25 protein-coding genes and 4 pseudogenes are annotated in these 20,104 nt (G+C 55.7%); 13 read left to right on the top strand and 16 right to left on the bottom strand.

Going from position 1 to position 20,104, the window contains the following annotated elements; all coding sequences use genetic code 11:
• Positions 1-83: 83 nt before the first annotated feature.
• The 3 genes from E6P06_RS03195 to E6P06_RS03180 all read left to right on the top strand — a co-directional run bounded on the left by E6P06_RS03195 (position 84) and on the right by E6P06_RS03180 (position 2,434).
• Complete coding sequence (locus E6P06_RS03195) at positions 84-347, top strand: hypothetical protein (protein ID WP_008322807.1); 264 nt, start codon at positions 84-86, stop codon at positions 345-347.
• Positions 344-1,348, top strand: coding sequence for a hypothetical protein (locus E6P06_RS03190; protein WP_042201111.1), 1,005 nt, complete (start codon positions 344-346; stop codon positions 1,346-1,348). Before E6P06_RS03195 ends, E6P06_RS03190 begins: the two co-directional genes overlap by 4 nt.
• A 318-nt stretch (positions 1,349-1,666) precedes the next feature.
• The gene (locus tag E6P06_RS03180) at positions 1,667-2,434 is read left to right on the top strand and encodes a TraX family protein (RefSeq protein ID WP_042201113.1); all 768 of its coding nucleotides are present in this window, start codon (positions 1,667-1,669) and stop codon (positions 2,432-2,434) included.
• A gap of 22 nt (positions 2,435-2,456) precedes the next feature.
• Here E6P06_RS03180 and E6P06_RS03175 read toward each other — a convergent pair whose 3' ends face one another.
• Together E6P06_RS03175 and E6P06_RS03170 are read right to left on the bottom strand one after the other, a co-directional pair.
• Complete coding sequence (locus E6P06_RS03175; protein WP_008322801.1) at positions 2,457-2,648, bottom strand: DUF2767 family protein; 192 nt, start codon at positions 2,646-2,648, stop codon at positions 2,457-2,459.
• A gap of 311 nt (positions 2,649-2,959) precedes the next feature.
• On the bottom strand, positions 2,960-3,964 hold the full coding sequence (locus tag E6P06_RS03170; RefSeq protein WP_135716487.1) for an IS110-like element IS4321 family transposase: 1,005 nt from the start codon (positions 3,962-3,964) through the stop codon (positions 2,960-2,962).
• A gap of 187 nt (positions 3,965-4,151) precedes the next feature.
• On the opposite strand from E6P06_RS03170, the gene E6P06_RS03165 reads away from it, so the two are divergent.
• Genes E6P06_RS03165 through E6P06_RS03145 form a run of 5 tightly spaced genes read left to right on the top strand, consistent with a single transcriptional unit; the run spans position 4,152 to position 8,084 of the window.
• On the top strand, positions 4,152-4,760 hold the full coding sequence (locus E6P06_RS03165; protein ID WP_004393990.1) for a TetR/AcrR family transcriptional regulator: 609 nt from the start codon (positions 4,152-4,154) through the stop codon (positions 4,758-4,760).
• Positions 4,757-5,908: an efflux RND transporter periplasmic adaptor subunit gene (locus E6P06_RS03160; protein ID WP_016236501.1), complete on the top strand. Its 1,152-nt coding sequence runs from the start codon at positions 4,757-4,759 to the stop codon at positions 5,906-5,908. The genes E6P06_RS03165 and E6P06_RS03160 overlap by 4 nt, the downstream gene beginning before the upstream one ends.
• Entirely contained in the window at positions 5,905-7,110 is a 1,206-nt protein-coding gene (locus tag E6P06_RS03155; RefSeq protein WP_022652303.1) for an ABC transporter permease, read from the top strand. The genes E6P06_RS03160 and E6P06_RS03155 overlap by 4 nt, the downstream gene beginning before the upstream one ends.
• A 1-nt stretch (position 7,111) precedes the next feature.
• On the top strand, positions 7,112-7,822 hold the full coding sequence (locus tag E6P06_RS03150) for an ABC transporter ATP-binding protein (RefSeq protein ID WP_004393997.1): 711 nt from the start codon (positions 7,112-7,114) through the stop codon (positions 7,820-7,822).
• A 28-nt stretch (positions 7,823-7,850) separates the two neighbouring features.
• Positions 7,851-8,084 (top strand): hypothetical protein, encoded by a 234-nt coding sequence (locus E6P06_RS03145; protein WP_231591594.1) that lies wholly within the window; start codon positions 7,851-7,853, stop codon positions 8,082-8,084.
• Positions 8,085-8,117: 33 nt separating this feature from the next.
• Here E6P06_RS03145 and E6P06_RS03135 read toward each other — a convergent pair.
• From E6P06_RS03135 to E6P06_RS03125, 3 genes and pseudogenes are all read right to left on the bottom strand, one after another.
• Positions 8,118-8,822 (bottom strand): annotated as a pseudogene (locus E6P06_RS03135) (IS6-like element IS26 family transposase).
• A gap of 192 nt (positions 8,823-9,014) precedes the next feature.
• On the bottom strand, positions 9,015-10,166 hold the full coding sequence (nhaA, locus tag E6P06_RS03130) for a Na+/H+ antiporter NhaA (RefSeq protein ID WP_139934941.1): 1,152 nt from the start codon (positions 10,164-10,166) through the stop codon (positions 9,015-9,017).
• Between the two features lie 160 nt (positions 10,167-10,326).
• Positions 10,327-10,569: pseudogene (locus tag E6P06_RS03125) on the bottom strand (IS3 family transposase); the annotation flags it as partial.
• A gap of 56 nt (positions 10,570-10,625) precedes the next feature.
• On the opposite strand from E6P06_RS03125, the gene E6P06_RS03120 reads away from it, so the two are divergent.
• Positions 10,626-11,323, top strand: a protein-coding gene (locus tag E6P06_RS03120) for an IS1-like element IS1B family transposase (RefSeq protein ID WP_095033700.1) whose coding sequence is annotated in 2 segments (ribosomal slippage) — positions 10,626-10,875 and positions 10,875-11,323 — 699 coding nt in all. Because the reading frame shifts where the segments join, the coding sequence is not laid out codon by codon here.
• A gap of 126 nt (positions 11,324-11,449) precedes the next feature.
• On the opposite strand, the gene E6P06_RS03115 is transcribed toward E6P06_RS03120, so the two are convergent.
• The 10 genes and pseudogenes from E6P06_RS03115 to E6P06_RS03060 all read right to left on the bottom strand — a co-directional run bounded on the left by E6P06_RS03115 (position 11,450) and on the right by E6P06_RS03060 (position 17,950).
• The gene (locus E6P06_RS03115; protein ID WP_000286799.1) at positions 11,450-12,679 is read right to left on the bottom strand and encodes an EAL and HDOD domain-containing protein; all 1,230 of its coding nucleotides are present in this window, start codon (positions 12,677-12,679) and stop codon (positions 11,450-11,452) included.
• Positions 12,680-12,783: 104 nt separating this feature from the next.
• Positions 12,784-13,487: pseudogene (locus tag E6P06_RS03105) on the bottom strand (IS6-like element IS26 family transposase).
• Positions 13,488-13,571: 84 nt separating this feature from the next.
• Positions 13,572-14,129, bottom strand: coding sequence for a recombinase family protein (locus tag E6P06_RS03100; RefSeq protein WP_001162010.1), 558 nt, complete (start codon positions 14,127-14,129; stop codon positions 13,572-13,574).
• Between the two features lie 129 nt (positions 14,130-14,258).
• Positions 14,259-14,471 (bottom strand): DUF3330 domain-containing protein, encoded by a 213-nt coding sequence (locus E6P06_RS03095; protein WP_000993245.1) that lies wholly within the window; start codon positions 14,469-14,471, stop codon positions 14,259-14,261.
• Positions 14,472-14,536: 65 nt separating this feature from the next.
• The gene (merE, locus tag E6P06_RS03085) at positions 14,537-14,773 is read right to left on the bottom strand and encodes a broad-spectrum mercury transporter MerE (RefSeq protein WP_001087807.1); all 237 of its coding nucleotides are present in this window, start codon (positions 14,771-14,773) and stop codon (positions 14,537-14,539) included.
• A complete protein-coding gene (gene merD, locus E6P06_RS03080) occupies positions 14,770-15,135 on the bottom strand; it encodes a mercury resistance co-regulator MerD (RefSeq protein ID WP_001277463.1) in 366 nt (121 codons plus the stop codon). Before merD ends, merE begins: the two co-directional genes overlap by 4 nt.
• Before the next feature lie 17 nt (positions 15,136-15,152).
• Entirely contained in the window at positions 15,153-16,835 is a 1,683-nt protein-coding gene (merA, locus tag E6P06_RS03075; protein WP_000281123.1) for a mercury(II) reductase, read from the bottom strand.
• Between the two features lie 38 nt (positions 16,836-16,873).
• Positions 16,874-17,281, bottom strand: coding sequence for an organomercurial transporter MerC (gene merC / locus E6P06_RS03070; protein WP_000522993.1), 408 nt, complete (start codon positions 17,279-17,281; stop codon positions 16,874-16,876).
• A gap of 27 nt (positions 17,282-17,308) precedes the next feature.
• On the bottom strand, positions 17,309-17,584 hold the full coding sequence (merP, locus tag E6P06_RS03065) for a mercury resistance system periplasmic binding protein MerP (protein WP_000732276.1): 276 nt from the start codon (positions 17,582-17,584) through the stop codon (positions 17,309-17,311).
• A gap of 15 nt (positions 17,585-17,599) precedes the next feature.
• Positions 17,600-17,950, bottom strand: coding sequence for a mercuric transport protein MerT (locus tag E6P06_RS03060; protein WP_001294660.1), 351 nt, complete (start codon positions 17,948-17,950; stop codon positions 17,600-17,602).
• A 71-nt stretch (positions 17,951-18,021) separates the two neighbouring features.
• Here E6P06_RS03060 and merR point away from each other — a divergent pair, with 71 nt between their 5' ends.
• The gene (gene merR / locus E6P06_RS03055) at positions 18,022-18,477 is read left to right on the top strand and encodes an Hg(II)-responsive transcriptional regulator (protein WP_001166628.1); all 456 of its coding nucleotides are present in this window, start codon (positions 18,022-18,024) and stop codon (positions 18,475-18,477) included.
• A gap of 32 nt (positions 18,478-18,509) precedes the next feature.
• Here the strand turns inward: merR and E6P06_RS03050 are convergent.
• A pseudogene (locus E6P06_RS03050) lies at positions 18,510-18,683 on the bottom strand (DUF4158 domain-containing protein); the annotation flags it as partial.
• Positions 18,684-18,841: 158 nt separating this feature from the next.
• Here E6P06_RS03050 and E6P06_RS03045 point away from each other — a divergent pair.
• From E6P06_RS03045 to E6P06_RS03035, 3 genes are read left to right on the top strand one after another with little or no spacing between them, the layout of a single operon-like run.
• Positions 18,842-19,132, top strand: coding sequence for a nucleotidyltransferase family protein (locus tag E6P06_RS03045; protein ID WP_001247892.1), 291 nt, complete (start codon positions 18,842-18,844; stop codon positions 19,130-19,132).
• Positions 19,129-19,530: a DUF86 domain-containing protein gene (locus E6P06_RS03040; RefSeq protein ID WP_001293886.1), complete on the top strand. Its 402-nt coding sequence runs from the start codon at positions 19,129-19,131 to the stop codon at positions 19,528-19,530. The genes E6P06_RS03045 and E6P06_RS03040 overlap by 4 nt, the downstream gene beginning before the upstream one ends.
• Entirely contained in the window at positions 19,520-19,876 is a 357-nt protein-coding gene (locus E6P06_RS03035) for a cupin domain-containing protein (protein WP_000215515.1), read from the top strand. The genes E6P06_RS03040 and E6P06_RS03035 overlap by 11 nt, the downstream gene beginning before the upstream one ends.
• Positions 19,877-20,104: the final 228 nt, after the last annotated feature.

Genomic DNA, 20,104 nt, shown 5'->3' with positions numbered 1-20,104 from the left:
ATATGATATTTACCAATTCAGTATAAAATCATTCATGATATGATTTTTCCATTAAAAGGACATTATCAGATGGAGCGTGCAGGATGGATGAGAGAGAAGTGACGTTTTCACTCAGCTATGAGCAGCTTTTGCAGGAAACGGAAGAGCTGATTAAAAAATACGATTTGAACAAGACCGGTGAACATTATGCCCACAATTATATTATGGCCCGCGACATCCTGTCTTTCTGGCACAGGCTGGCGCTGAAAGGGAAGAGAGGACCAGCAGACGCGAGTATATACGAGCGTATCGAAGCCGACTGGGAGCGTCTGGACGCGCTTATCCGGAACGGGAGCAGCGCAGCATGACCGGGGCCAACACACGCCGTCCGTCGCCGCTGCAGCGGCGGGTGCTGATTGTGCTGGCAGGTCTTAAGCACAACGACATTACCCGGGTCCGTACCCGGGACCTGGAACATCTGCTGGAGCAGGGCGGGGACGCCCCGGTGTACGGGCCGAACCTCCGCGCCTCCTGCCGGCGCATGGAAAACGCGGGCTGGCTGCGCACCCTGCGCGCGCCGAACCTGCAGCTGGCCGTCGAGCTTACGGACGCCGGCCGGGCGCTGGCCGCCCCGCTTCTCGCTGACGAACAGGCGCGCGTCCTGGCAGAGCAGCGCGCGACGGCGATCCGGGTTCTGCCCCTGGTCCGGATGAAGCCGGTATACGAGTCTGACAGGTTCGGTGACGACCGGCCGGTGGAGCTGGATGGTCGCTGGCACCTGGCGTGCCGGGGCGACTACGTTATCCGTCTCGACGGCACCACCTGCCTGCAGCTGTGGAACACGGCCGGGCAAGTGATGCGACAGGAAGGCGACCCCCTGCAGGTAGCTGAGTGGTTGCAGGCCTGTCACGATGCCGGCATTGATATCCGCCTGCAGATCAACGAAAGCACCTCGCCTGAACAGGGTACGCCTGTCCTGAAAAATGCAGAGTTTCCCGGCGGACAGGCTTTATCCACGACAGTAACCTGGTACCAGCAGCTGCTCAGGGTACTGCGACAACACGATGTGGAAGGGCTCTCCGCCACAAATCCGGAGCACCTTAAAGCAGTGAAGCCCGGCTGGCGTAATAAGGAACAACCGCTGCAGGAACGTTTTCTGGCACTGGCGAAAACGGTGGAAGGGACCCCTGGTGCCCTTCGATCGGATCGGTATGAAGAGGATGCCGGCCCGCTGCTGACAGAGTTGCTGGACGGATTCGGGTTCACGCCGGACCAGGCTTCCCGCCTCATCCGCCTTATCCGCTGGCCGCTGATGAGTCAGGAAGAATATGCCCTCAGTAACGGTAGCGGGGAGTTGCCAGGCGCATAATATTGATACGGTAACCGATCACTGACATTCCTTGTAACATACTGAATAATATAAATTTACGCTAAATTTATTCCTTCCTGTGCCGATAATTAAAGGGTCAGGAGGGAAGGGTTATGAACGATTTTCATATTTTAAGTCTTTGTGTTCAGAATAAGGATGTGGCAGGCGCCATGCGTGTGCTGCGGGATAAATCAGAGTTTGCGGCACGCAAAATTCTGGAAAAATTAAAGGTTCGCGTGACGTCACAGACAGGCAGGGCTTTCTGGCATCATGTTCAGGACTGGCTGCTGATGGCGTGCCGTCAGGAGAATACACCGAATGAGTCACGCGGTTCCCGGCCTTCTTCGACCCCTTCAGACACCAGGGCAGATCAGTCCTGCTGCCCTGGATATGGTCAAAGTGCTGGCACTGATCGCCATGCTGGCCGACCACATCAACACCCTGTTCCTGACGCCCGGCAACCTGCTTTTGTATGCGGCTGGCCGGATGGCCTTCCCCCTGTTCACGCTTATCTGGGCGATGAACGTGCAGCGCACACCGGAACGGCTCCAGGTGAGGGCAAACCGTCTGTGGAGATGGGCCGTCATAACCCAGCCTGTATTCAGCCTGGCTTTTGCGCATCACCATCCGTGGTGGGCACTGAACATTCTTTTCGTGTTCGCAGGTGTCACGCAACTGCTTGCCCTTCAGTACCGGTTCGGAAAAAAAGGGCTGATGGCTGGCGTATTGCTGCTGGTCGTCCTGGTCTGGCCGCTGAGCCCGGCCAGTTATGGCCTGGCGGGTATGGTTCTGGCCACCGGCATGGTCATAGCCACGGGCGGGCAGACGTCTGCCGTGCAGCGCACGGGGGTTATCGTGTCCGGGCTGTCACTGTGCTGTCTGAACGGGGTATCACACCTGCTGAGTCTGCCGGCAGACACGCTGCTGTTCGCCACCCTCCCCACACTGGTTTTCCCCATTATGGCCATTTACCTGAGCATTCAGTTGTGCCCGGAGGGCTGCCCGCGCTTTATGCCCCGGCATTTTTTCTACATCGCCTATGCCGGCCATCTGCTGGTTCTGCTCATCCTGATGCAACTCTGGTGAGAGAGCCACCGTTTACGGGGCGTCAGCGTGGCCCCGGAATTCTGCGTCCCTGCTCCAGCAAATCAATGGCCAGTTGCAGATAAAGCACCTGGTCCGGCGCCCATTTGCCGGTTTCGGCAATCTCATTTCGCAGCACAGTGACGATATTTCCACTGGTGGAATCGTGTCCTGCCTCCACAAGTGAAAAAACGATGCTGCCCACGACCTGGCACATTTCTTCATGCTGGCGCAGGAACGCTTCTGTGAATGGGGACGTCTCAGAAAACGGAATCTATGGTCACTCCCGTTTTTGCAACACCGATTTTGACGACAAGTTGGCTTGCTTGAATCTATCCGGCGTCTGAATGGGATTTTATTCCCGCGCCTTGATGAGTTCCGCGCCTGATGAACCTCCAGAAAATATACGGCTTCAATGAGCCTTTCCGTTTTACAGGTTCCTCAACAGGCCGGTGGGCCGTTAGTATCATCAATATCAGTATTCGCAAAACCAGATCAGTAATTCTTTAAACCGGTGTATTTCTGCCGTTATGCTACATAAGTTTGCTGTCGTGCCGTTAGGGCCCAGGCTATTCTGGCCAGCTTGTTTGCCAGAGCACAAGTGACGACAAAGTTGCTTTTCCGGCACAGTAAATCCCTGACCCAATCGGCCAATTTGCCAGACTGGTGTTCCAGTTTTTGTATGAATACCCTGGCACACTGAACCAACAAAGTTCGGATCTTTTTATTACCTCGCTTACTAATTCCCAGCAATGTCGTCCTACCTCCCGTGCTGTACTGCCGAGGTACAAGCCCTGTTGCCGCCGCAAAGTCACGGCTGCTGGCGTACTGCTTCCCGTCGCCAATCTCAGTTGAAATAGTACTCGCTGTCAGTGTTCCGACGCAGGGAATGCTCAGCAAGCGCTGTCCAACCTCATCTTCGTCCAACTTTCGTTTCAACTGGGATTCCAAATCTTTAATCTGCTCAACAAGATAGTGATAATGCTGTTGTAATTTCAGCAATAACTGGCTGAGGTAAAGAGGCAAACTATTATCCTCAAGAAGGGTACTCAGTCGGCTAATAACGGCAGCTCCTCGGGGAACGCTAATGCCAAATTCCAGCAGAAAAGCATGCATTTGATTGGTTGTTTTTACCTTATCCTGAACCAGGGATTCACGGACACGATGCAGAGCCCGCATTGCCTGCTGAGATTCCGTTCTGGGCTGCACAAAACGCATAGACGGACGCGATGCAGCTTCACAAATAGCTTCGGCGTCGACAAAGTCGTTTTTATTGCTTTTAACGAACGGGCGGACAAATTGTGGTGATATCAGCTTTGGGGAATGCCCCAACCCTTCCAACTTGCGTGCCATAAAGTGAGAACCGCCACAGGCTTCCATTGCGATGGTTGTAGCGGGGCATGTCGCCAAAAATTCGATCAACTTTGGCCGGGTAAATTTTTTACGGTAAACAGCCTTCCCGCGACGATCCTGGCAATGAATATGGAAAGAGTTTTTACCCAGATCGATACCAATGAGCGCAATGTTTTCCATGATAGTTCTCCGAATGAAAGCCTGTCCTCAGCATAGTACCGGGAAGGAGGGAGTGACCATCTCATTAAATAAAGCACGTTAAGCCCATTGCAGACGCTAGATATTGACGAGTACGTCGGGTTTTCTCTTGTTTGAGTTGCCTCTTGTGGTAAGATAGTAATCAATTACTATCTTACAAGGAGTGCTCGTGGACACCCATCCAAAGCATCTGCCGGCCGATGAACGTCGTGCCGTAACTGTCGAGTCCGTCGTGGCGCTTGCCGGTTCACAAAACCCAAGCGAGATAACCACTGCAGCTATCGCTAAACACATGAACTTGACCCAGGGTGCGCTGTTTCGGCACTTCCCGAACAAGGAAGCCATTTGGCAGGCGGTCATGGAGTGGGTAGCAGAGCGCCTATTAGCCAGAATCGATCGATCCGCACAAGGAATCGAGTCGCCCTTGGCAGCCATGGAGGCGATGTTCATGAGTCATATCGAATTCGTAGCTGAGCACCCAGGCGTGCCAAGAATGATGTTTGGTGAGCTTCAGCGTGCCGAATCGACACCGGCCAAGCGCATGGTGCAAACCTTGATTCAGCGCTACGGCGAACGTTTGCATCGTCTCATCGAGAAAGGCAAGGCCAGCGGCGAGTTGTCTCCCTCGCTTGACAACGAGGCGGCGGCAACGCTGTTCATTGGCACGATCCAGGGCTTGGTCATGCAATCGCTGTTGGCGGGTGATGTGGGACGTATGCACCGCGATGCGCCGCGCGTCTTTGCAATTTATCGGCGTGGCATAAGGAGTGCGCAATGAAAAAGTTACCCTTGCAAGGCCGCACCCTGGCACTGCTTGCCGTCATCATTCCTTTGCTGGTGCTTTTTATTTATGTCGGTCTGCGATCAGGGCCGCTCGCCCCGGTCGCTGTGACGGTGGCAAGCGTGGAATCAAGGGCTATCACACCGGCGCTGTTCGGCATCGGCACGGTGGAGGCGCGCTACACCTACAAGATCGGGCCGACGTTTGCCGGGCGCGTCAAACGCCTGGAGGTGCATGTAGGCGACCAGGTCAAGGCCGGACAGGTGCTCGGCGAGATGGAGCCGGTCGACCTTGATGATCGGGTGCGCTCACAGGAGTCTGTATTCAAGCGGGCGGAAGCGGCTTTGCGCGAGGCAGAAGCCCGGCAAGCCTACGCGCAAACCCAGGCGCGCCGCTATGAGCAATTGTTTGCGGTGCGCTCGACCAGCGAGGAAATCGTCACCACCAAGCGGCAGGAACTGCAGATCGCCGATGCCGCCCTATCCGCCGCTCGGGAAGATATTGCCCGGGCACGCTCCGACCGCGAAGCACTCGTCGCGCAGCGGAGCAATCTGCGCCTGATCGCGCCGGTCGACGGTGTAGTCGCCGTGCGCGATGCCGATCCCGGCACGACCATCGTCGCGGGCCAGGCCGTGGTGGAAGTGATCGACCCCAAGAGTTTGTGGATCAATGTGCGCTTCGACCAGATCAGCGCATCGGGGCTGGCTGGGGGGCTGCCGGCTCATATCGTCCTGCGTTCGCGTGGTGGCCAGACCTTGAAAGGTCGCGTGCTGCGGGTGGAACCCAAGGCCGACGCGGTAACCGAGGAAACGCTTGCCAAGGTGACATTCGATAACAAACCAGAACCTTTGCCACCAGTGGGTGAACTGGCCGAAGTCACGGTTGACTTGCCGGCGCTCCCGGCCGCTCCACTGATCCCCAACGCTGCCGTCCAGCGTGAGGGCGACAAAGTCGGTGTCTGGCAAATCGTGGATGGTGATCTGCATTTCTCCCCGGTCAAGCTCGGCACTTCCGACCTCAATGGTTACGTGCAGGTGCGCGAAGGGCTCAAGAATGGGGACCAGGTTGTGACCTATAGCGAAAAGGCACTGACGGCGCGCAGCCGCATCCATGTGGTCGAGCATATCCCGGGAGTTTCACGATGATCAGCCTGGCCGGCCGCGACATTCTCCATGCCTGGGGGAAATTCGTCTTCACCGGCATCGGTCTGGGTCTGCTGATCGGCGTCACCCTGGTCATGGCTGGGGTGTACCGAGGCATGGTGGACGACGGCAAGGCGTTGCTCGACAACAGTGGCGCTGACCTTTGGGTGGTGCAAAAGGATACTCTGGGTCCTTATGCGGAGTCGTCCAGCCTCAACGATGACGTGTATCGCGCCATTCTCGCCATGCCGGGAGTCTCACAGGCAGCGAACGCGACCTACCTGACCATGCAGGTACGCAAGGGCGAGAGTGATGTACGCACCATGGTGGTCGGCATCGCGCCCGGTGCGTTGGGGGCTACACCCGGATGGCCTCCTTATCTCGTCGCTGGACGCCAGATCACGCGCGGTCACTACGAGGCTGTGGCCGACATCGCCACCGGCTTCAAACTGGGAGATCGTCTTGCCATTCGCCGCAATCATTACACCGTCGTGGGGCTGACACGGCGCATGGTGTCGTCCAGCGGCGACCCGATGGTATTCATTCCGCTCAAAGATGCCCAGGAGGCCCAGTTCCTCAAGGACAACGATGCCATCTGGCAAAGCCGGCGTCGCACCGAAGCCAACCCGGTCTTCAATCGACCCGGTGATCCAGGTTTGCTGGATGCCGTGATTGCTTCACAGAGCAGCAACGCGTTCGTCAATGCCGTGCTGGTCACTCTGAAACCTGGTCATGCGCCGGACGAGGTTGCCGAATCCATCCAGCGCTGGAAGCGTTTGACGGTCTACACCCGGGCACAGATGGAAGACATCCTTGTCGGCAAGCTGATCGCCACCTCGGCCAAGCAGATCGGCATGTTCCTTGTGATTCTGGCCATCGTTAGCGCGGCCATCGTTGCCTTCATCATCTATTCGCTGACGATGGACAAAATCCGTGAGATCGCGGTGTTGAAGCTCATCGGCACACGCAACCGAACCATCGCCGCGATGATCATGCAGCAGGCGCTCGCCCTGGGCGTGATTGGCTTCGTGGTCGGCAAGATCACAGCCACCTTTTCAGCACCGGCTTTTCCAAAATATGTCCTGCTCACGCCAATGGATTCTGTCGCCGGTTTTTTTGCCGTGCTCGTGATCTGCGTTCTAGCTAGCCTCGTCGCCATTCGCATAGCACTCAAGGTCGATCCGGCCGAAGCCATTGGAGGTTGAGATGAGTGGCAAAGGGATACACATCGAAAGTTTAAGCAAGCGGTATGGCGATGGTGACACCGCTGTCTTTGCCTTGAGAGACGTGAATATGCATGTTGCGCCTGGTGAAGTGGTGGGACTGATCGGCCCTTCCGGGTCCGGCAAGAGCACGCTGCTCAAGTGTCTGGGTGCGGTGATCGAACCGACCGCCGGTCGCATGACGCTGGGCGATGAAGTGATCTACGCCGATGGCTGGAAAGTCCGCGACCTGCGCGCCTTACGGCGTGACAAGATTGGTTTCGTTTTCCAGGCGCCGTACCTGATTCCGTTTCTCGATGTCACCGACAACGTGGCGCTGCTGCCGATGCTTGCAGGCGTCGCGAATGGAGAGTCGCGCGCGAAGGCACTGGAATTGCTCACAGCGCTTGATGTGCAACACCGAGCTCGCGCAATGCCCTCGCAACTCTCCGGTGGCGAGCAGCAACGGGTCGCCATCGCGCGCGGACTGGTCAATCGTCCGCCGGTGATCCTGGCCGATGAACCCACTGCGCCGCTGGATTCCGAGCGCGCCATGGCTGTAATCCGCATCCTCAACGACATGGCCCGGAAGTTCGAGACCGCCATCATCGTCGTCACCCATGACGAAAAGATCATCCCCACATTCAAGCGCATCTACCACATCCGCGACGGCGTGACCCATGAGGAAGCTGGCGAAGGGCGGGAGTTCGAATGAGAGAACGATTGAATTACAGGAGAATTTCATGACCCACCGCAAACACAGCCACGCATTTGGAACTATCACCCTGACCGTTACGGCCTGCCTGCTTTTATGGGGTTTTCAGTTGCCAGCTTGGGCTGGTGACGCTACCCAGGTTGAGCCACTGGCGCTACGCAAGATCATGCAGGAACTCGGGCGCAACATGCAGGCTATTACCGGTGCGATTTCGCAGGAGGAATGGGTTCAGGTCGTTCAGCTGGCACTGTTGCAAAGTTAGCGATGAGGCAGCCTTTTGTCTTATTCAAAGGCCTTACATTTCAAAAACTCTGCTTACCAGGCGCATTTCGCCCAGGGGATCACCATAATAAAATGCTGAGGCCTGGCCTTTGCGTAGTGCACGCATCACCTCAATACCTTTGATGGTGGCGTAAGCCGTCTTCATGGATTTAAATCCCAGCGTGGCGCCGATTATCCGTTTCAGTTTGCCATGATCGCATTCAATCACGTTGTTCCGGTACTTAATCTGTCGGTGTTCAACGTCAGACGGGCACCGGCCTTCGCGTTTGAGCAGAGCAAGCGCGCGACCATAGGCGGGCGCTTTATCCGTGTTGATGAATCGCGGGATCTACCACTTCTTCACGTTGTTGAGGATTTTACCCAGAAACCGGTATGCAGCTTTGCTGTTACGACGGGAGGAGAGATAAAAATCGACAGTGCGGCCCCGGCTGTCGACGGCCCGGTACAGATACGCCCAGCGGCCATTGACCTTCACGTAGGTTTCATCCATGTGCCACGGGCAAAGATCGGAAGGGTTACGCCAGTACCAGCGCAGCCGTTTTTCCATTTCAGGCGCATAACGCTGAACCCAGCGGTAAATCGTGGAGTGATCGACATTCACTCCGCGTTCAGCCAGCATCTCCTGCAGCTCACGGTAACTGATGCCGTATTTGCAGTACCAGCGTACGGCCCACAGAATGATGTCACGCTGAAAATGCCGGCCTTTGAATGGGTTCATGTGCAGCTCCATCAGCAAAAGGGGATGATAAGTTTATCACCACCGACTATTTGCAACAGTGCCAAAAATACCCTCAGCAATTAGTGTACTGAGGGTATTGTTAACCATCCGTAGGATCGTTCAACTGATCAATGCCTTAACTGATCGGTGTTATCCCGATTGGGAGGCTTTACAAAATAGCTCATTTTTATCTTACGCTTGCGCTTTCTTAGGCAAAGAAAAGTGCAGTAAGGCATAGCCAAGTAATGTTGCTGTCGTAGAACCCATTAAGATACCGAGTCGAGCATAGGTATCAAATTCAGGACTTACATTTCCGAACGCTAAAGAGGAAATGAAGATAGACATTGTAAAGCCAATACCACACAACACAGATACCGCAAAGATATGCTTGAAGTTAACGCCTTCAGGTAACTTAGCAACGCCCATTTTTACCGCTGCCCAGCTAAAGGTAAAGATACCTAGAGGCTTACCAACCAGTAGACCCAAAGCAATACCGAGTGGCAGCATTGAAGTTAGACCTGACATCGATACGCCTTCTAACGAAATCCCCGCATTGGCAAATGCGAATAGAGGCAGAATACCAAATGCCACGTATGGGTGAAGCGCGTGCTCCATATGTTTAAGTGGAGAATGTTCGCCCTGCTTTCCCTTTAGTGGGATAGCAAAACCAATCACTACACCTGCCAATGTTGCGTGAACACCAGATTTAAGCACCGCGAACCATAAGATCGCACCGACGATCATGTATGGCGTAAGTTTTGTTACTTCCTTCGCATTCAACATGAATAGGACACCAGTCATGATGAAGCCAACAAGCAACGCCATGGTCGACAGGTCACCGGTGTAAAATAGCGCGATAATAACAACTACACCTAAATCATCGATGATAGCAACCGCCAGCAAGAACACTTTTAGGCTTACTGGTACACGCTTACCTAATAACGCCATGATACCTAAAGCAAAAGCGATATCTGTCGCCGCTGGAATTGCCCAACCAGAAATCGCCTCAGGATCGTTGGCATTAAAGGCTACGTAAATAAGAGCAGGAGTTAATATACCGCCAACCGCTGCAATCGCAGGGAAAATTGCGGTTTCTTTTGATTTTAACGCACCTTCAAGCAGCTCTCGCTTAACTTCAAGGCCAATGAGTAAGAAGAAAACAGCCATTAGGCCGTCATTAATCCAGTGAGAAACTGACATACCAAATACATAAGTATGCAGTACAGATTGATAAGTTTCGCCCAGCGGTGAGTTAGCAATGGTCATCGCAATTGCCGCGGCAATCACGAGAAGAATACCACCAGCTGATTCCATTTTGAAAAAGTCACGAATGACATCGTTCATGGTTTCGTCCTTATATTTATTATCTTAATAAACGATTAACAAAGAATGATAAGAGTGTATAGCGGTCGAAAACTTTAGAATAATTGAATCGCCACGGATAATCTAGACACTTCCGAGCCGTTGATTGGACTGACCCCACGCCCGTAGACAAATTCTGTCCTCACGACGAGGCCTGTTCGAAGGCCTCCGGACTGACGCCGCCGAGGTGACTGTGGCGCCGGGCCCGGTTGTAGAACACTTCAATGTAATCGAAGATATCCGCCCGGGCTAGATCCCGGGTTTTGTATATTCTCTTCCTGATGCGCTCTTTTTTCAGTGAACTGAAGAACGATTCGGCCACCGCATTATCCCAGCAGTTGCCACGCCGGCTCATGCTCGGGACCAGGTTATTAGCCCGGCAGAAGGGTGATGCTGCCAACTTACTGATTTAGTGTATGATGGTGTTTTTGAGGTGCTCCAGTGGCTTCTGTTTCTATCAGCTGTCCCTCCTGTTCAGCTACTGACGGGGTGGTGCGTAACGGCAAAAGCACTGCCGGACATCAGCGCTATCTCTGCTCTCACTGCCGTAAAACATGGCAACTGCAGTTCACTTACACCGCTTCTCAACCCGGTACGCACCAGAAAATCATTGATATGGCCATGAATGGCGTTGGATGCCGGGCAACCGCCCGCATTATGGGCGTTGGCCTCAACACGATTTTCCGCCATTTAAAAAACTCAGGCCGCAGTCGGTAACCTCGCGCATACAGCCGGGCAGTGACGTCATCGTCTGCGCGGAAATGGACGAACAGTGGGGATACGTCGGGGCTAAATCGCGCCAGCGCTGGCTGTTTTACGCGTATGACAGGCTCCGGAAGACGGTTGTGGCGCACGTATTCGGTGAACGCACTATGGCGACGCTGGGGCGTCTTATGAGCCTGCTGTCACCCTTTGACGTGGTGATATGGATGACGGATGGCTGGCCGCTGTATGAATCCCGCCTGAAGGGAAAGCTGCACGTAATCAGCAAGCGATATACGCAGCGAATTGAGCGGCATAACCTGAATCTGAGGCAGCACCTGGCACGGCTGGGACGGAAGTCGCTGTCGTTCTCAAAATCGGTGGAGCTGCATGACAAAGTCATCGGGCATTATCTGAACATAAAACACTATCAATAAGTTGGAGTTATTACCATGATAATAGTGTCTCGTTGTGTCTGGATAAGCGGATATAACGGCGTTCACCGGTATTTCTTTAATTAAAAAAATGATGTGTATGACTGATTTGTCTTGTGATAAATATCCTTAACAGACGGCGAGCTCGTCCGCCCATTTTGTTGCGGCCTGCATGGTTTCTATAACAGTGAACTCGCTGATATTGAGGGTATTACATATTTTCGCGGTTTCCTCCCAGTTAAGTTTCTCATAACATAACGACAGGGTCAGTATGTCAAAAAGTTCACCTTTATGTTCACAAAGCGCGGCAGTTACGTTTTGCGGGATTGAAATCTGTTTAATTAAATCGTCCATGGGGAGTTCAAGAATGACATCCAGCAATGAAAACAGACCGCATATAAATGCGTTATAGGATAATGAAACATTATTTATTTTTTCGGCAATTAATTCGCAGAATTTTCCGCGAACCATGCTCAGATGATAAAGTTCACTGATGCCGGAACGCCCCATATTTGAAAGGGCGGCCACCGCAACAAACCGCCGGAGTTCTTTGCCCCCCATATACATCAGCATTTCTTTCAGGGTAAGATTGTCCGCCTGAATTATGCCATGTGATTTAAACAGCATGTTTCTGACGTAGCGCATGATTTTATATGACAGCGTCAGATCGGTTTTAAGCAGACGTTCGACCGCGGCAAAGTCCGGGTTTTCCCTGTTCACCTCCATCATCAGCCTGGAGAGTGGCAGGGGGTTCTGGGAAAGGCATTTATTTCTGAGGATTTCCGGGCGACTGAAGAAAAATCCCTGGAAAAGCGCGAAACCCGCCCGGCTGTAAAGCTCAAACTCGTCCCTTGTTTCCACTTTTTCAGCAAGGAATTTTATGCCCTGCAGAAGCTGACTTTTTCTGTGGATATATTGCCGGATATCTTCATAGTCATTGTCTCTGACATCAAATTTGATGACAGAAATATACTGCATAAAGCGGTCCCATTCATCATCCATCGTGAAATCATCGAGCGCAAGCTGGTAACCCCTGTCGTGCATATCCTTTACGGCACAGAAAAGCGCATCATCCGGGACTGCATTTTCCAGAATTTCGATGACCACTTTTTCATTCGGCAGCGTATCGCCCAGTCCGTTAATGATCATCTGGTGCGGCACATTAATAAAAGAACTGTGATTGTTGGCTATACGGGGAACAGGGATGCATAAAAACTGGTCAGAAATCATTCTGGACGTGGCGTATTCTGGTGAAACATCGGGAAAGGCATTGTTCATTCCGTCTCTGAAAAGCAGCTCATAAGCGACGGTCTGCATTTTTGTGTCAAAAATAGGCTGGCGTGCGATAAATGAATACATATTCCCGGTCCCCAGGTCAGCGTTATAATTTTTAGAAATGTAACCTTTCTATGGCACTGTTGCAAAGTTAGCGATGAGGCAGCCTTTTGTCTTATTCAAAGGCCTTACATTTCAAAAACTCTGCTTACCAGGCGCATTTCGCCCAGGGGATCACCATAATAAAATGCTGAGGCCTGGCCTTTGCGTAGTGCACGCATCACCTCAATACCTTTGATGGTGGCGTAAACCGTCTTCATGGATTTAAATCCCAGCGTGGCGCCGATTATCCGTTTCAGTTTGCCATGATCGCATTCAATCACGTTGTTCCGGTACTTAATCTGTCGGTGTTCAACGTCAGACGGGCACCGGCCTTCGCGTTTGAGCAGAGCAAGCGCGCGACCATAGGCGGGCGCTTTATCCGTGTTGATGAATCGCGGGATCTGCCACTTCTTCACGTTGTTGAGGATTTTACCCAGAAACCGGTATGCAGCTTTGCTGTTACGACGGGAGGAGAGATAAAAATCGACAGTGCGGCCCGGCTGTCGACGGCCCGGTACAGATACGCCCAGCGGCCATTGACCTTCACGTAGGTTTCATCCATGTGCCACGGGCAAAGATCGGAAGGGTTACGCCAGTACCAGCGCAGCCGTTTTTCCATTTCAGGCGCATAACGCTGAACCCAGCGGTAAATCGTGGAGTGATCGACATTCACTCCGCGTTCAGCCAGCATCTCCTGCAGCTCACGGTAACTGATGCCGTATTTGCAGTACCAGCGTACGGCCCACAGAATGATGTCACGCTGAAAATGCCGGCCTTTGAATGGGTTCATGTGCAGCTCCATCAGCAAAAGGGGATGATAAGTTTATCACCACCGACTATTTGCAACAGTGCCGGATTGAGCGGCGTGGCATGGTCAGTCTTCCCGCAGGTACTGGTACAAAGTTTCGCGGCTGATGCCGAAGTCACGGGCCACCAAGGTTTTCTGGTCGCCTGCCGCAACTCGCCGTTTCAACTCGGCAATTTGTTCGCTGTTCAGCGATTTCTTTCGTCCCCGGTAGGCCCCGCGCTGCTTAGCCAGCACGATTCCCTCGCGCTGACGTTCGCGGATCAGAGCGCGCTCGAACTCAGCAAAGGCTCCCATGACCGACAGCATCAGATTGGCCATCGGTGAGTCCTCGCCGGTGAACGTTAGCCCTTCTTTGACGAACTCCATGCGCACGCCCCGTTGTGTCAGCCCTTGGACGATGCGGCGCAGGTCATCAAGGTTGCGTGCCAACCTGTCCATGCTATGCACCACCACGGTGTCGCCCTCGCGGACGAAGGCCAGCAGCCTTTCAAGTTCGGGACGTTGTGTGTCCTTGCCTGAAGCCTTATCGGTGAATACCTTGCCGACTTCTATTTGTTCCAGTTGTCGATCAGGATTCTGGTCGAAGCTGCTGACGCGAACGTAGCCGATACGTTGACCTTGCAAGATGCCTCCAAAGGTAAAAATGTCAGGATGAAATCTATTACCCTTGGCTGAATGTGTCAATAAATATAAATTAATACCCTACTCTGACGTTGTTTGTGCTCAACATCTGACATCAGGTTAGGGTATGCCTCAATCTGACGGCTGCGAACCGCCAGGGACAGGCGCAATGTCAGATTCTGTCGCGGCCTTGGCGCGTGCCTGGAAGCGTTCATAGCAATCCAGCCCGCAGAAATGTTCGACGTATTCCGCGCCTTCCGGGGTGAAGGCGGCATCGAGCGGAATTTCTTTGCAGCATACGCAGCAGGTGGTGCAACTGGCAGTGTTCGGGGCGTTTGCGTTCATGGTGGTACTCCTCCAGATTGGTAGCGAAGCTCAAAGCTGCCCACTCTCGGCTGGCTGGGAAGCGGTCATGATCTTCCCTTGAAGGCCCGCAGCAGCCGCGTCACAGACAGGACAAACAAGCCGGTCAGCGTGAGGGCTGCAATACCCCAGTGCTCCCCGATGAACGCGCCGGCCGTCGTGCCGGCTAGCACAATGGCGAGAATCGGCAAATGGCAGGGACAGGTGAGCACGGCCAGCGCGCCCCACAAGTAGCCGGTGATCGGTTTGTGCGTCTCAGACGGCAAGTGCTCTGGGCTGTTCATGGCAGACTCTCCGCGTGCTGTGCCGGTTCGGTTGGCATGGCGGCCAGTTGCATTTCGAGGCTGGCCAGGGCCTCGCGCCGACGCTCGACGAGTTGCCGCAACACGGCAAGCTGCGCAGACGCACCGTCACCGTCCGCAGCATCCAGCGCCCGGCACAGCCGCGCCAGTGCGTCCAGGCCGATACCCGCTTCGAAGGCAGCCCGTACAAAGCGCAGCCGTTGCAACGCGGTGTCATCGAACAAGCCGTAGCCGCCCGTGGTGCACGCGACCGGCCGTAGCAATCCGCGCAGCAGGTAGTCGCGCACGATATGCACGCTCACCCCGGCATCAAGGGCCAGCCGGGACACTGTGTAGGCGCTCATTGAACACCTCCTTTTCCTCATCCGGCGCAGCACGAAAGCTGCTTCACGTCCTTGCTGAAGGTCTGCGCCGCGAGCTTCAGCCCTTCGACCATGGTCAGGTAGGGGAACAATTGGTCGGCCAGTTCCTGCACGGTCATACGGTTGCGAATGGCGAGCACCGCCGTCTGGATCAGTTCACCCGCTTCCGGGGCCACCGCTTGCACGCCGATGAGCCGTCCGCTACCTTCCTCGATGACCAGCTTGATGAAGCCGCGTGTGTCGAAGTTGGCAAGCGCACGCGGCACGTTGTCCAAGGTCAAGGTGCGACTGTCGGTCTCGATCCCGTCGTGATGTGCTTCCGCCTCGCTGTAGCCCACGGTGGCGACCTGCGGGTCGGTGAACACCACGGCCGGCATTGCGGTCAGGTCCAGGGCCGCATCGCCGCCAGTCATGTTGATCGCAGCACGGGTGCCGGCCGCTGCCGCCACATAGACGAACTGAGGCTGGTCGGTGCAGTCGCCAGCCGCATAAATGTGTGGCGTACTGGTGCGCATGCCCTTGTCGATGACGATGGCCCCCTGCGCATTGGCAGCGACTCCCGCCGCTTCCAATGCCAGGCTGCGCGTGTTCGGTGCCCTGCCAGTGGCGACCAGCAGCTGGTCGGCGCGTATTTCACCGTACCCGGTGGTCAGCACGAATTCGCCGTCCACATGCGCGACCTGGCTGGCTTGCGTGTATTCCAATACCTTGATCCCTTCGGCACGGAACGCGGCTGTAACGGCCTCGCCGATGGCCGGGTCTTCGCGGAAGAACAGCGTGCTGCGTGCCAGGATCGTCACTTTGCTGCCCAGCCGGGCAAAGGCTTGCGCCAGTTCCAGCGCCACCACAGACGAGCCGATCACGGCCAGGCGCTCGGGAATGGTGTCGCTGACCAGGGCCTCGGTGGAAGTCCAGTAGGGTGACTCTTTCAGGCCCGGAATCGGCGGCACGGCCGGGCTGGCACCCGTGGCGACCAGGCAGCGGTCGAACGCCACCACACGCTCGCCGCCATCGTTTAAACGGACGGCAAGGCTCTGGTCGTCCTTGAAACGCGCTTCACCATGCAGCACGGTGATGGCCGGGTTGCTGTCCAGGATGCCTTCGTACTTGGCGTGGCGCAGCTCATCGACGCGCGCCTGCTGCTGGGCCAGTAGTTTGCTGCGATCAATCGCAGGCACAGTCGCCGCGATGCCACTGTCGAATGGGCTTTCACGGCGCAAATGGGCGATATGGGCAGCGCGGATCATGATCTTGGACGGCACGCAGCCGACATTGACGCAAGTACCGCCGATGGTGCCGCGCTCGATCAGCGTGACGTTCGCACCTTGCTCGACGGCCTTCAGCGCCGCCGCCATCGCGGCTCCGCCGCTGCCAATAACGGCGACGTGCAGTCCGTCCCCATCACCACCAGCCTTGTCGCCACCGCCCAGCCATCCCAGCGCCTTGCCAAGCAGTCTGCCCCGCGCTGAAGTGGATGGGGCATCGGCGGGTGTGGCCTTGTAGCCGAGGCCGGCCACAGCGGCGGTCAGCGCCTCTGGCGAGGTGCCGGGATCGGTGGCGAGTTGCGCGGAGCCTTTCGGGTAGGACACGAGCGCCGACAGCACGCCCGGCACTTTCTCCAGGGCGTCCTTGACATGTGTCGCGCACGAGTCGCAGGTCATTCCGGTGATATTCAAATACATTGCATCGTTCCTTTTCGTTTCGGCAACTGCCAATGCAGTTAGCCGTGTTTGGGTGGTAGTTCGCAGCGGCGGTTGGCCGGTGAGAGCAGATCCCAGATCGACACCCCGATCATCAAGGCCAGACCGACATAGAGGAGGTTCGCCGTCCACCAATTGCCAAAAAACAAGAGCATGGCCGCCAGCACGATGGCTGGGCCGACCATCCCGAGCAGGCTGCGGTACCATTGCCGATGACTCAGCCAGCCCAGTGCATTCGCCAGCAAAGCCACGACTGCGAACAGCGGCAGCAGCTTGGAGATAAACAACCCTTCGTATTCCTGTAGAAAGCCAAGGCCGATGGCCGCGCCCAGGCTGGCGATAGCCGGGAAACAGGCAGCGCATCCCATCGCGGAAACAACGCTGCCAAGCGCGCCAGCCTTGTCGGCAATGCGTGTAATCAGTCCCATGATCGCCCCAGGTTCGGGTTCAGTGGCTCACTGCTTGACGCTGGACGGATAGCCCGCGTCTCCGGTTGCCTTGGTCAGCTTCTGCACGCTGGTCTTGGCATCATCGAACGTGACAACCGCTTCGCGTGTCTCGAAGGTCACGTCAATTTTGCTGACGCCTTCGACCTTGGAAATCGCCTTCTTGACGGTGATCGGGCAGGTGGAGCAGGTCATGCCCGGTACGGACAGCGTGACGGTCTGGGTGGCGGCCCACACGGGGGCAACAACGGCAGCGAGGGCGAGGGCGGCAAACAGTTTTTTCATGATGAACTCCTGTGATTAATAGAAAAATGGCATGACGTAGGGAAATCCGAGCGCGACCAGGACCAGCGCGGCCACGATCCAGAAAATGAGCTTGTAAGTAGCTCGCACTTGGGGAATCGCGCAGACCTCACCCGGTTTGCAGGCTTGCGCCGGGCGGTAGATGCGCCGCCAGGCGAAAAACAGCGCGACCAGCGCTGCGCCGATGAAGATCGGGCGATAGGGTTCCAGCACCGTCAGGTTGCCGATCCATGCCCCGCTGAACCCCAAGGCGATCAAAACCAGCGGCCCCAGGCAGCAGGCCGACGCAAGAATGGCGGCCAGCCCACCGGCGAAGAGCGCGCCGCGCCCGTTTTGTGGTTCAGACATACGCTTGTCCTTTCAAATTTGGTTTGGATAGCTTAAGCTTACTTCCGTAGTTATGTACGGAGTCAAGCGATATGCAAATTAATTTTGAGAATCTGACCATTGGCGTTTTTGCCAAGGCGGCCGGGGTCAATGTGGAGACCATCCGGTTCTACCAGCGCAAGGGCCTGCTGCCGGAGCCAGACAAGCCCTATGGCAGCATTCGCCGCTATGGCGAGGCGGATGTAACACGAGTGCGGTTCGTGAAATCGGCCCAGCGGCTGGGCTTTAGCCTGGACGAAATCGCCGAGCTACTGCGGCTGGAGGATGGCACCCATTGCGAGGAAGCCAGCGGCCTGGCCGAGCACAAGCTCAAGGATGTGCGCGAGAAGATGGCCGACTTGGCACGCATGGAGGCCGTGCTGTCTGAACTGGTGTGCGCCTGCCACGCGCGGAAAGGGAACGTTTCCTGCCCGCTGATTGCGTCACTGCAAGACGGAACGAAGCTCGCTGCATCGGCGCGGGGGAGTCACGGGGTGACTACGCCTTAGCGTGCTTTATTTTCCGAATTCTGAGACGACCCCAGGTAGCAGAGCTGCACCGCGAAGCCCAGCCGATTGGCCGGGCCGCGCCGCTGCCGGATGATGGAGAGGTCGCTTTCGCTGAACGTGTAGTGACGGATCAACTCATCCTTGGTGTCCGGCAACGCCAGCAGGCTTTCGCGCTCGGCGGCGGAGAGGATCGAACGGCGGGGCATGCGGTTTCCTTCTTCTTGAAAACGTAGGTTTGTGACAAGCCCGCCAAGGCAACCGGCGCGGCACGGGAATCAAGGCATTGCGATTCTCGAAAATAGTTCTTGAAATTCTATTCTTGATTGCATATCATCTCAACGAGTTTCGATAAGAAAGGATGCGCATGCGACCGTCTGTTGTGCTTGACATGAAGCGAAGCGCAGTGCGTGAAGCGGTAGGCCGCTTTCGCGCCGCGAACCCGCGCGTCTTCGGCTCGGTGCTGCATGGCACCGACCGGGATGGCAGCGACCTCGACCTGTTGGTCGATGCGCTGCCCGGTGCCACGTTGTTGGACTTGGGCGATTTGGAAGAAGAACTGAAATCGCTGCTCGGCGTTGACGTCGATCTGCTGACTCCCGGCGACCTGCCGCCGAAGTTCCGGGCCAAGGTGCTCGCGGAGGCGCAACCGATATGAGCGAGAACCGCCTGCCCGATTACCTCGACCACATTCAGCAGGCCGCAACCGATGCGCGCAGCTTCGTGGAAGGGATGGCCAAGGACGACTTCTTGGCCGACAAGCGCACCCAGCAGGCCGTCATCATGAGCCTGATCGTCATCGGCGAGGCGGCCACAAAGGTGATGGATGGCTACGTCGAGTTCACCCAGGCGCATGCCGACGTGCCGTGGCGCAGCATGCGCAATATGCGTAATCGCATGGCTCACGGCTATTTCGACATCAACCTCGATGTGGTGTGGGAGACGGTACAGGAATGGCTGCCGGCGTTGCTCCAGCAATTGCCCGCCGTGCGTCAGGATGCCGACGATGAAGACCGTAACGACAACTGTGAAAGAGGGATCTCCGATGACTGTTGAATCGAGAATATTTTCTGTAGCCGAGTATGTTCAGCCGTCCGAAGGCGAGCCTATTCGTTCCGTTGTGCTTGAAACCCGAGACTCAATTATCGTGGTTTGGCATGTCCATCCCGGGCAGGAAATTGCGGCTCACATTCATCCTCACGGCCAAGACACGTGGACTGTTTTGTCGGGAATGGCTGATTACTTTCAGGGCAATGGGATTGTTCGTGCCCTCAGGGAAGGTGAGATAGCCGTGGCAAGACCGGGCCAAGTGCACGGGGCGCGAAATACAGGTACCGAGCCATTTGTGTTAGTCTCGGTTGTGGCATCAGCCAATGCCGGTTTCGTATTGGCTGAGCGATAGAGCCCAATCTCTGGAGTTGGTCCAATGAGCGGTCGGGGAGATAGGTAACAGACATGCAGCGGACACGGCTGCTAAACCAGGTCGCAAACCTCCTTGCGTCGCAGCGTGCCGCAAGCGACGCGATCAATCGAATGGGGTCGGCATGAGACTGAACACCATCCAGTTCCCGACCGCGTAGCCGCCTGTCCTGCCGATCAGGTCTTGACCATCGACGCCTGGGATCAGTCC

Source organism: Citrobacter sp. CF971, from assembly GCF_006385635.1.
Lineage (GTDB): Bacteria > Pseudomonadota > Gammaproteobacteria > Enterobacterales > Enterobacteriaceae > Citrobacter > Citrobacter freundii.
Note: the sequence above shows the minus strand (reverse complement) of the source record. Positions and strands in the feature narration are given on the sequence as shown.

Coding starts and splice junctions, on each gene's coding strand:
- merE (WP_001087807.1), bottom strand. CDS start 14,773: ATGAACAGCCCAGAGCACTTGCCGTCTGAGACGCACAAACCGATCACC.
- E6P06_RS03155 (WP_022652303.1), top strand. CDS start 5,905: ATGATCAGCCTGGCCGGCCGCGACATTCTCCATGCCTGGGGGAAATTC.
- E6P06_RS03035 (WP_000215515.1), top strand. CDS start 19,520: ATGACTGTTGAATCGAGAATATTTTCTGTAGCCGAGTATGTTCAGCCG.
- merR (WP_001166628.1), top strand. CDS start 18,022: ATGCAAATTAATTTTGAGAATCTGACCATTGGCGTTTTTGCCAAGGCG.
- E6P06_RS03040 (WP_001293886.1), top strand. CDS start 19,129: ATGAGCGAGAACCGCCTGCCCGATTACCTCGACCACATTCAGCAGGCC.
- E6P06_RS03115 (WP_000286799.1), bottom strand. CDS start 12,679: ATGTATTCATTTATCGCACGCCAGCCTATTTTTGACACAAAAATGCAG.
- E6P06_RS03170 (WP_135716487.1), bottom strand. CDS start 3,964: ATGGAAAACATTGCGCTCATTGGTATCGATCTGGGTAAAAACTCTTTC.
- E6P06_RS03160 (WP_016236501.1), top strand. CDS start 4,757: ATGAAAAAGTTACCCTTGCAAGGCCGCACCCTGGCACTGCTTGCCGTC.
- E6P06_RS03150 (WP_004393997.1), top strand. CDS start 7,112: ATGAGTGGCAAAGGGATACACATCGAAAGTTTAAGCAAGCGGTATGGC.
- merP (WP_000732276.1), bottom strand. CDS start 17,584: ATGAAAAAACTGTTTGCCGCCCTCGCCCTCGCTGCCGTTGTTGCCCCC.
- E6P06_RS03175 (WP_008322801.1), bottom strand. CDS start 2,648: ATGTGCCAGGTCGTGGGCAGCATCGTTTTTTCACTTGTGGAGGCAGGA.
- E6P06_RS03045 (WP_001247892.1), top strand. CDS start 18,842: ATGCGACCGTCTGTTGTGCTTGACATGAAGCGAAGCGCAGTGCGTGAA.
- E6P06_RS03060 (WP_001294660.1), bottom strand. CDS start 17,950: ATGTCTGAACCACAAAACGGGCGCGGCGCGCTCTTCGCCGGTGGGCTG.
- E6P06_RS03145 (WP_231591594.1), top strand. CDS start 7,851: ATGACCCACCGCAAACACAGCCACGCATTTGGAACTATCACCCTGACC.
- E6P06_RS03195 (WP_008322807.1), top strand. CDS start 84: ATGGATGAGAGAGAAGTGACGTTTTCACTCAGCTATGAGCAGCTTTTG.
- E6P06_RS03180 (WP_042201113.1), top strand. CDS start 1,667: ATGAGTCACGCGGTTCCCGGCCTTCTTCGACCCCTTCAGACACCAGGG.
- merD (WP_001277463.1), bottom strand. CDS start 15,135: ATGAGCGCCTACACAGTGTCCCGGCTGGCCCTTGATGCCGGGGTGAGC.
- E6P06_RS03095 (WP_000993245.1), bottom strand. CDS start 14,471: ATGAACGCAAACGCCCCGAACACTGCCAGTTGCACCACCTGCTGCGTA.
- nhaA (WP_139934941.1), bottom strand. CDS start 10,166: ATGAACGATGTCATTCGTGACTTTTTCAAAATGGAATCAGCTGGTGGT.
- merC (WP_000522993.1), bottom strand. CDS start 17,281: ATGGGACTGATTACACGCATTGCCGACAAGGCTGGCGCGCTTGGCAGC.
- E6P06_RS03190 (WP_042201111.1), top strand. CDS start 344: ATGACCGGGGCCAACACACGCCGTCCGTCGCCGCTGCAGCGGCGGGTG.
- merA (WP_000281123.1), bottom strand. CDS start 16,835: ATGTATTTGAATATCACCGGAATGACCTGCGACTCGTGCGCGACACAT.